This window comes from Lactobacillus sp. (genome assembly GCF_051873315.1).
Lineage (GTDB): Bacteria > Bacillota > Bacilli > Lactobacillales > Lactobacillaceae > Lactobacillus.
Genome location: NZ_JBJEES010000100.1, coordinates 1 through 7,308, shown reverse-complemented (window position 1 = coordinate 7,308; position 7,308 = coordinate 1). Strand labels below are relative to the sequence as shown.

Below are 7,308 nucleotides of genomic sequence, written 5' to 3'. Positions count from 1 at the left end.
CGCTGTGCTGGTAGTTGTCAGCCGGAGCGCCAGGGGAAACGGCAAGCAAGAGTTCCTTCCCATGCAGCTTGGTCCCGGTTGATCCGTAAGCCCAGCCGTATTCTAAAACCAGGTCTTCCCACTTCTTCAAAAGAGGCGGGCAGCTGTACCAGTACATCGGAAACTGCAGGACGATCCGGTCGCTGGCTTCCATGGCGGCCTGCTCGGCTTGGACGTCGATCTCCCAGTCAGGGTAGAGCCGGTAGAGGTCGCGGACTTCAAAGCCCGCCTCGCTGGCAGCGGCGGCCAGGGCCCGGTTGACCTTGGAAGCGGTCAGATCCGGGTGAAAAAGAAAAATCGTTGTCTTCATAAGTTTGCCTCCTGTCTCTTGTTCAGCTTAGTGCAAGCCGGAAGAAAAAAGCAAGTTTTTTGACCCGGAATGCTATTCTTCGAGGACATACTACCATTTTTAGAAAGCATTTTTCCATTGGCCACCCGCCAGTTATGCTTAAAATGTAAGATATTTGCCCGTGGCTGCAGTACTATTCCAAAGAAGAATAGCGATGTATAACTTTTATCGATTAGTTATAAGAGGCAGATGGAATTATACTAGAGAAAAAGATTGTGACGAAAATTGAATGAGAGGAGATTTCCGGAAATGAAAGAAATCAGCAATGGCTACTATGACGGCGAGCGCCCCCTGTTTGGAACCCGGGACGCGGTGATCAAGGACGTGACTTTTGGCACGGGCGAATCGCCTTTGAAGGAAGGCCGCAACCTGGACTTAGACGGGGTGCTGTTTACCTGGAAGTACCCTCTCTGGTACGACAAGCATGTCAAAGTAAAAGACACGATTTTTGAAACCATGGCCCGGTCAGGGATCTGGTATACCGACGACATTACGATCACCGACAGCAGCATCCAGGCGCCAAAGCAGCTGCGCCGCTGCGACGGGGTAACTTTGGATCACGTGCATTTTTCCAATGCGGAAGAAACCCTGTGGACTTGTAAAAATGTCCGTTTGACCAATCTGACGGTCAACGGGGACTACTTTGGCATGAACAGCGAGAACATCTACATTGACCACCTGGATTTGATCGGCAACTACTGTTTTGACGGGGCAAAGAACGTGGAAGTCCACAATTCCCGCCTGGTTTCTAAAGATGCCTTCTGGAACTGCGATAACGTGACGATTTATGATTCCAGAATCAGCGGGGAGTACCTGGCCTGGAACACCAAGAACATCACCTTGATCAACTGCACGATCGAAAGCGACCAGGGCCTGTGCTACATCGACGGGCTAAAGATGCGGGACTGCCGGACCCGGCGGACCGACCTGGCCTTTGAATACTGCCAGAATATCGATGCCGAAATCACCGGCGACATCATGAGCATCAAGAACCCGGTCAGCGGGAAGATCAAGGTCGGTCACGTAGACGACATCATCCTGGACGACCCGGAGATCGACTTTGACCAGGTTGAAATCGAGACGGCTGATTAAGCGATTTTTTAAAGAAAGGACAAGGTCTTCATGAAGACAGCAGTATTTGCGGAAAAAGGAAAAATGGCTTTGGTTGACGCGCCTAAGCCCAAGCTGGAAAAAGACGATGACGTCATCATCAGAGTAATCCGGGCCTGTGTCTGCGGGTCAGACTTGTGGAACTACCGCGACGTCGACCACGTCGGCGCTGACTCCGCCAACTCGGGCCACGAGGCCATTGGGATCGTGGTGGAAACTGGTTCAGCCATCACCACGGTCAAGCCGGGCGACTTCGTGATCGCGCCGTTCACCCACGGCTGCGGCCAGTGCCCAGCCTGCCGGGCGGGCTTTGACGGGGCCTGCCAGGGGCACACGGACAACTTCAGCGGCGAAAACCAGGCTGAATACATCCGTTTCCAGCACGGGCAATGGGCCCTGGTGAAAATTCCGGGCAAGCCGGAAGACTACAGCGAAGGGATGCTCAAGTCCTTCCTGACTTTGGCTGACGTCATGGCCACTGGCTACCACGCTGCCAGAGTCGCCGGCGTCAAGGAAGGCGACACGGTCGTCGTTATGGGCGACGGGGCAGTTGGCCAATGCGCGATTATTGCCGCCAAGATGCTGGGGGCTAAGCGGATCATTTCCACCAGCCGCCACCCGGACCGGGCCGCTTTGGCCAAGGAATTCGGGGCAACTGACAATGTGGCCGTCCGCGGCGATGAAGCGGTCAAGGCCATCATGGCTTTGACCGGGGGCTTCGGGGCTGACGCAGTTCTGGAATGCGTCGGCACTGAACAGTCAACGGCAACCGCCATGGCTGTCGGCCGTCCAGGCTCAACTGTCGGCCGGGTCGGTCTGCCACACGTGCCTGCTCAGGATATGACCAGTCCGTTTTACAGAAATATCAGCGTGGCTGGTGGTCCGGCTTCGGTAACGACTTATGACAAGGAGGTCCTTCTTGATGCCGTCCTCAAGGGTGAAATCAACCCGGGCAAGGTCTTTACCGGCAGTTTCAGCCTGGATGAAATTGACCAGGCTTACTCAGCCATGGACAAGCGCGAGGTCATCAAGTCCTACGTCATCGTTGATTAATTAGTGTATTTTGCTGTAATCGGGGAATGACAATGAAACGTACTTTGATAATAATAGGGTTTGTTTTGGCGGCCGGAGGCGTTTTTGCTTTTTACCCTGGCCAGCAGACCAGCTCTCTTTCACCAGAGTCTGCTCTAAAGGTTTCGCAGGTCAAGAAATCGTATTCTGCCGCCCAAAAGGCCAAAAAAGTAGTTCCGGTCACGGCGATGAAGGCGTCCAGCTCGAAAAAAGCGGCTGAGCCTTTAAAGAAGACTTATCCTGCCAAGCTGGTTTTTAAAAAGATGGGATACTAGCATATGAAAAAACACCAATTTGCATCAGTCATGACCGGGATTGTTTTGTTTCTGTTCCTGCCTCTGCCCTTGACCCTGCTTCTCAACCGCTATCTGGTGGACAGCCTGGCCAATCTTCTGGCGATCGACCTGGGGATCGCGGCTTATGTCTGGTGGCTGGCCATTGTTTTCCTGGCAACCCGGCCTAAGTGGCTGGAAAAGCGGCTGGGTCTGCCAGTCATGTATGCTTTGCATGGGATGCTGGGGATCGCGGCGCTTCTGGCGGTGACGGTCCACAAGCTGGATCTTTCCTCTTTCCATGCCATCATCCGGAACACGGGAAACTTTGCCTGGGGCTTAGAAATCGTGCTCATTCTCCTGGCCGTGGTCTTCCTGTCCGGCTGGCTGAGTAACCGGATCGTCTTTTTTGACAGCTTAAAGAAAAAGCTGCCCCACCAGTTGAGTCTCTGGCTGCACCGGCTGAATTTTGCCGTGATTGGCTTGATTTGGCTGCATGTCCAAGTGATTCCGCGGATCAGAAATCTGCCTTACTTTACACTGGTATTTAACCTGTACACACTGTTCTTCTTTTCCTTATACGCGTACCAGAAGTTCGTGGCAGATGGCGACCCGCGCCGGCAGGGGCAGCTGGCGGGCAGCAGAAGCTTGGCCCGCCGCGTTTTGGAAATAACCGTCAAGCTGGGAGAAGATGCCCCGAAATTGGAAGCGGATGGCTATTACTTCTTGTCCGTCAAGGCTCCGGGTTTTTCCAGAGAAAAGCATCCCTTCTCCGTTTTCAAAAGAGGAGACAAGCAAGTTTCCTTCTTGATCCATGAAGTCGGCGACTACACCCGGAAGCTGGCCGATCTGCCGGTTGGCAGCCAGGTAAATTTGGAAGGGCCGTATGGACTTTTTGACCAGATTTTAAGGGAGAATCCAGACCGGCCCCTGGTTGCTTATGCCTTGGGGACAGGGATAGCGCCCTTGATCGACCTGGCGGAAGAATATGCTGGCAAGCGGCCTGTTCACTTGATTTGGTCAAGGGGGCAGGAGGAAAATTACCTGGCTGACCGGTTCACTGGCCTGACCGAAAAGGGGGCTAAGTGGACCAGCAGGAGCACCGCTTTAAGGATGACCAGCTTAAGGAGATCCTGACGGCTGAAGAAATCAGCCGGGGTCTCTTCCTGGTGGTTGGCTCCGGGATGGTGCTCAAGCGGGTTGAAGACAAGCTTCGCCAGTTTGACGTTGAAAAGAACCGGATTTTTGACGAAAATATCGGTATGTGAAATAACAGCACCAATTACGGTGCTGTTATTTTTTGTGTAATTATTATAACTTAAATATTATACACACCGGTAATGCTTTTGCTGATAATTCTACTTAGAGTAGCGCAATTTATAGCTTTTTAAGTAGAAAAGCATAGAAAATTAATTGTTGGTCGTTCAGCTTCATTGTAAAATTAAAATAAACGATAAAGGGAGGGTCTTGTGATGAGCAATTGCGCGGAACTTTTTGCCCAGGAAATTCCATTTCTTGAAGAGCTGAACGCCGGCCGGCTGGAGAGCTTTTTTAAGGGCGGCGGGCAGATTGTAGATTCAGAAATGCTGGACAATTTTGAGTTGCAGGATTTTGATCTGCCGTCTTTGCGCCAATACCAGGCCCTGCTGGAAGCCAGGGGAAGCCGGAGCTATGTGGCCTTGGATGACGAGAGCTTTTTGAAATCGATCGGCCTCATCAAGGAAGACCGGTCATCCAGCCAGCGGGTGTGGAAGTACACCAAGGCGGCACTTTTGCTGTTTGGCAAGTACGACTCGATCCGCTACGTTTTCCCTAGCTTTTTCATTGATTTCATCAGCAATCCCGACCAGCCCGATCTAGGCAGAATCTATACTTCTTCAGAAAATGGCTGCCCGGAAAATCTGTTTTCCTTCTACATGCAAGTCCGGCAGCGGTTTAACCGCGATATCCAGGATTCGCCGAACCGGGAGGAGGAAGATCTGGTTTTACATGAGGCCTTGGTCAATTTCCTGGTTCACGCGGATTACTCTTCCCACTTGTCCAGCAAGATCACGATGAAGGGGACGGCGATTGACTTCTTCAACCCGGGAGGGATGCAGATTTCCACCAGCGATTTCATTAAAGGTGGCAAGTCCCTGCCCCGCAACCCCTTGATTTTTTCAGCCTGCATGCGGGCAAGGCTGGGTGAAAGATCGGGCAATGGCGGCCAGCGGATCTACCAGACCATGGCCAAGCTCCAGGCGACTCAGCCGAAGTTGCTTACTGACAAGGACAGTACGGAATTGATCATTGATTTTAAGAGGGAAAACGAATAGCAGCATCGCGGGGATGCTGCTATTTTTTGCGAAAAAAGTTGTATACAGTTGTAGCTAGTTGTAGTCAGTTGTATAAGAAATCAAAAGTTGTAGTCAGTTGTATACAGTTGTAAAAACTTGTATAATAAGAATTAACACAAAGACAAACATTAAAAGGAGGGCAGACATGTATTTAGGTAAAAACCCGTTTAGTATCTCTTTTGGACGAAAACCAGTAGAATATATTACCCGTTTAAGTGACAGCAACAGAGTAATTACAACGTTTACTCAACCACCTGTAACTGATCAAGTATATATTTTGATGGGTATCAGAGGTAGCGGCAAGACGGTTCTTTTGACGGACATCTGTGAGCGGATCGGTCGAATGAAAAATTGGCTGGTAATCAAGATTAGTCCTCTAGATGATATTCTGGAAGCTTTGTACAGCGACTTGCAAAACAGCCGTTATTTCAATCCTAACAATTACGAAGCAAGTTATGGCCTTTCATTATTCGGCGCAAGTGTTACGGTTAACCACCAGCGGCCGGAGCTTAATCTGGTAGATGCCATTGACAAGACTTTGGCGGCCTTCCAAAAGCAGGGGATTAAAGTGTTAGTAGCAATCGATGAAGCAACCAACACCCCGCAGATGCAAAGATTTGCCAGTGCTTTCCAACTTTTCATCAGTAATAATCGTCCTTTGTACTTTTTGGCAACTGGCTTATATGATGAAATCATGTCCTTGCAAGATGTTAAAAATCTGACTTTCCTTTACCGGTCGCCAAAGATTGTGTTGGCGCCTTTGAACCAGATGGCGGTAGCCAATGCGTATTCCAGCATCTTCAAGCTTGATCAAGAGCAGAGTATAAAAATGGCCAAGTTGACCCGGGGCTATCCTTTTGCTTTTCAGACTCTAGGTTATGTTTGCTGGGAGCAGGGAAATTGTGAGATTGGCGAAGATACTCTGCAAGAATACGATCAGCTCTTAGCTGATGCTTCATACGCCAAGTTATGGAGTGAGCTGTCTGAATTGGATCAGCGTGTTTTGAGCGTGATTGCTGAAAACGAAGGCGGAAAGGTGAAGGAATTCCGTGAACGGCTGGAAATGAATCCTAACCTGTTCAATCAATACCGGCGCCGACTCAAGAACCAGGGCTTGATCGATACCCGCCGATATGGAACCATCTCCTTTGCCCTGCCTAGATTCGCGGAGTTTGTTCGCTTTGAAACTTATTAATCAAACGAAAATCGCAGCACCATTATCGGTACTGCGATTTTTTATCTCGATAATTTTAACCTAACTAATCGTTCTTGCGTTTTTTGCCAGTGAATGCAAAAAGAAGAGTACTAAGCAAAGTCAGAATCATTGCTGCAAGATTGTAGTTAGACTTCTTTTCACCAGTTTGTGGCAAAGTAGTTTCATTACTCTTGCTAGTAGTGACATGTTTATGTTTACTTGGCGTACCACCATGACTAAGCTGCCGGGTAGCAGGCACGTTAGGAGTAGCCGGCTTCGAAGGCACCGTTGGAGTAGTAGGCTCGTTAGGTGTAGTTGGCTTTGAAGGCACCGTTGGAGTGGTAGGCTCGTTAGGTGTGGTTGGCTTCGAAGGCACCGTTGGAGTGGTAGGTTCGTTAGGTGTGGTTGGCTTCGAAGGTACCGTTGGAGTGGTAGGCTCATTCGGTACTACCGGCGTAGTCGGTACATCTGGCGTAGTTGGTGTAGTCGGCACATCCGGTTGAGTAGGTGTAGTCGGTACGTCTGGTGTAGTTGGCGTAGTAGGCACGTCTGGAGTAGTTGGAGTGGTTGGCACATCCGGCGTGGTAGGTGTGGTCGGAACGTCCGGCTTAGTCGGCGTAGTGGGTACATCTGGAGTAGTTGGTGTAGTCGGCTTATCTGGCGTAGTTGGAGTGGTCGGCACATCCGGCGTAGTAGGTGTAGTAGGCACGTCTGGTGTAGTCGGCGTAGTAGGCACATCCGGTTGAGTAGGTGTAGTCGGTACGTCTGGTGTAGTTGGCGTAGTTGGTACGTCCGGCGTGGTTGGCGTAGTAGGCACGTCTGGAGTAGTTGGTGTAGTCGGCTTATCTGGCGTAGTTGGTACTGCTGTGTAAGGAATGACAACTTGCAAGATAGCACCATCGGTGGTGGTGTCTGCTTCCTTAAGGAGTGCCTCAG

Annotated in this window: 9 protein-coding genes; 7 read left to right on the top strand and 2 right to left on the bottom strand. The window is 50.5% G+C overall.

Annotated features, from left to right (window positions below; all coding sequences use genetic code 11):
• On the bottom strand, window positions 1-349 hold a 349-nt coding region (locus ACI32D_RS05965), incomplete at its 3' end, for an NAD(P)H-dependent oxidoreductase (protein WP_439775693.1).
• 288 nt (window positions 350-637) lie between these two features.
• On the opposite strand from ACI32D_RS05965, the gene ACI32D_RS05960 reads away from it, so the two are divergent.
• The 7 genes from ACI32D_RS05960 (at window position 638) to ACI32D_RS05930 (ending at window position 6,372) form a co-directional block, all read left to right on the top strand.
• Window positions 638-1,480, top strand: coding sequence for a DUF3737 family protein (locus ACI32D_RS05960; RefSeq protein ID WP_439775692.1), 843 nt, complete (start codon window positions 638-640; stop codon window positions 1,478-1,480).
• Between the two features lie 30 nt (window positions 1,481-1,510).
• Window positions 1,511-2,551 carry a zinc-binding dehydrogenase gene (locus ACI32D_RS05955; protein ID WP_439775691.1) on the top strand — a complete coding sequence of 347 codons (1,041 nt, stop codon included), beginning with the start codon at window positions 1,511-1,513 and terminating at the stop codon, window positions 2,549-2,551.
• A 32-nt stretch (window positions 2,552-2,583) separates the two neighbouring features.
• Window positions 2,584-2,844: a hypothetical protein gene (locus tag ACI32D_RS05950; RefSeq protein ID WP_439775690.1), complete on the top strand. Its 261-nt coding sequence runs from the start codon at window positions 2,584-2,586 to the stop codon at window positions 2,842-2,844.
• Window positions 2,845-2,847: 3 nt separating this feature from the next.
• Window positions 2,848-3,978 carry an iron reductase gene (locus ACI32D_RS05945; RefSeq protein ID WP_439775689.1) on the top strand — a complete coding sequence of 377 codons (1,131 nt, stop codon included), beginning with the start codon at window positions 2,848-2,850 and terminating at the stop codon, window positions 3,976-3,978.
• Window positions 3,927-4,109, top strand: coding sequence for a hypothetical protein (locus ACI32D_RS05940; protein ID WP_439775688.1), 183 nt, complete (start codon window positions 3,927-3,929; stop codon window positions 4,107-4,109). Before ACI32D_RS05945 ends, ACI32D_RS05940 begins: the two co-directional genes overlap by 52 nt.
• Before the next feature lie 204 nt (window positions 4,110-4,313).
• Window positions 4,314-5,156, top strand: coding sequence for an ATP-binding protein (locus ACI32D_RS05935; RefSeq protein WP_439775687.1), 843 nt, complete (start codon window positions 4,314-4,316; stop codon window positions 5,154-5,156).
• Window positions 5,157-5,457: 301 nt separating this feature from the next.
• Complete coding sequence (locus ACI32D_RS05930) at window positions 5,458-6,372, top strand: ATP-binding protein (RefSeq protein WP_439775686.1); 915 nt, start codon at window positions 5,458-5,460, stop codon at window positions 6,370-6,372.
• 64 nt (window positions 6,373-6,436) lie between these two features.
• Here ACI32D_RS05930 and ACI32D_RS05925 read toward each other — a convergent pair whose 3' ends face one another.
• Window positions 6,437-6,631 carry an LPXTG cell wall anchor domain-containing protein gene (locus tag ACI32D_RS05925; RefSeq protein ID WP_439775685.1) on the bottom strand — a complete coding sequence of 65 codons (195 nt, stop codon included), beginning with the start codon at window positions 6,629-6,631 and terminating at the stop codon, window positions 6,437-6,439.
• Window positions 6,632-7,308: the final 677 nt, after the last annotated feature.

Excerpts from the sequence above, each read along its gene's own strand:
- ACI32D_RS05960 (WP_439775692.1), top strand. The coding sequence starts at position 638 with ATGAAAGAAATCAGCAATGGCTACTATGACGGCGAGCGCCCCCTGTTT.
- ACI32D_RS05955 (WP_439775691.1), top strand. The coding sequence starts at position 1,511 with ATGAAGACAGCAGTATTTGCGGAAAAAGGAAAAATGGCTTTGGTTGAC.
- ACI32D_RS05950 (WP_439775690.1), top strand. The coding sequence starts at position 2,584 with ATGAAACGTACTTTGATAATAATAGGGTTTGTTTTGGCGGCCGGAGGC.
- ACI32D_RS05945 (WP_439775689.1), top strand. The coding sequence starts at position 2,848 with ATGAAAAAACACCAATTTGCATCAGTCATGACCGGGATTGTTTTGTTT.
- ACI32D_RS05935 (WP_439775687.1), top strand. The coding sequence starts at position 4,314 with ATGAGCAATTGCGCGGAACTTTTTGCCCAGGAAATTCCATTTCTTGAA.
- ACI32D_RS05930 (WP_439775686.1), top strand. The coding sequence starts at position 5,458 with ATGGGTATCAGAGGTAGCGGCAAGACGGTTCTTTTGACGGACATCTGT.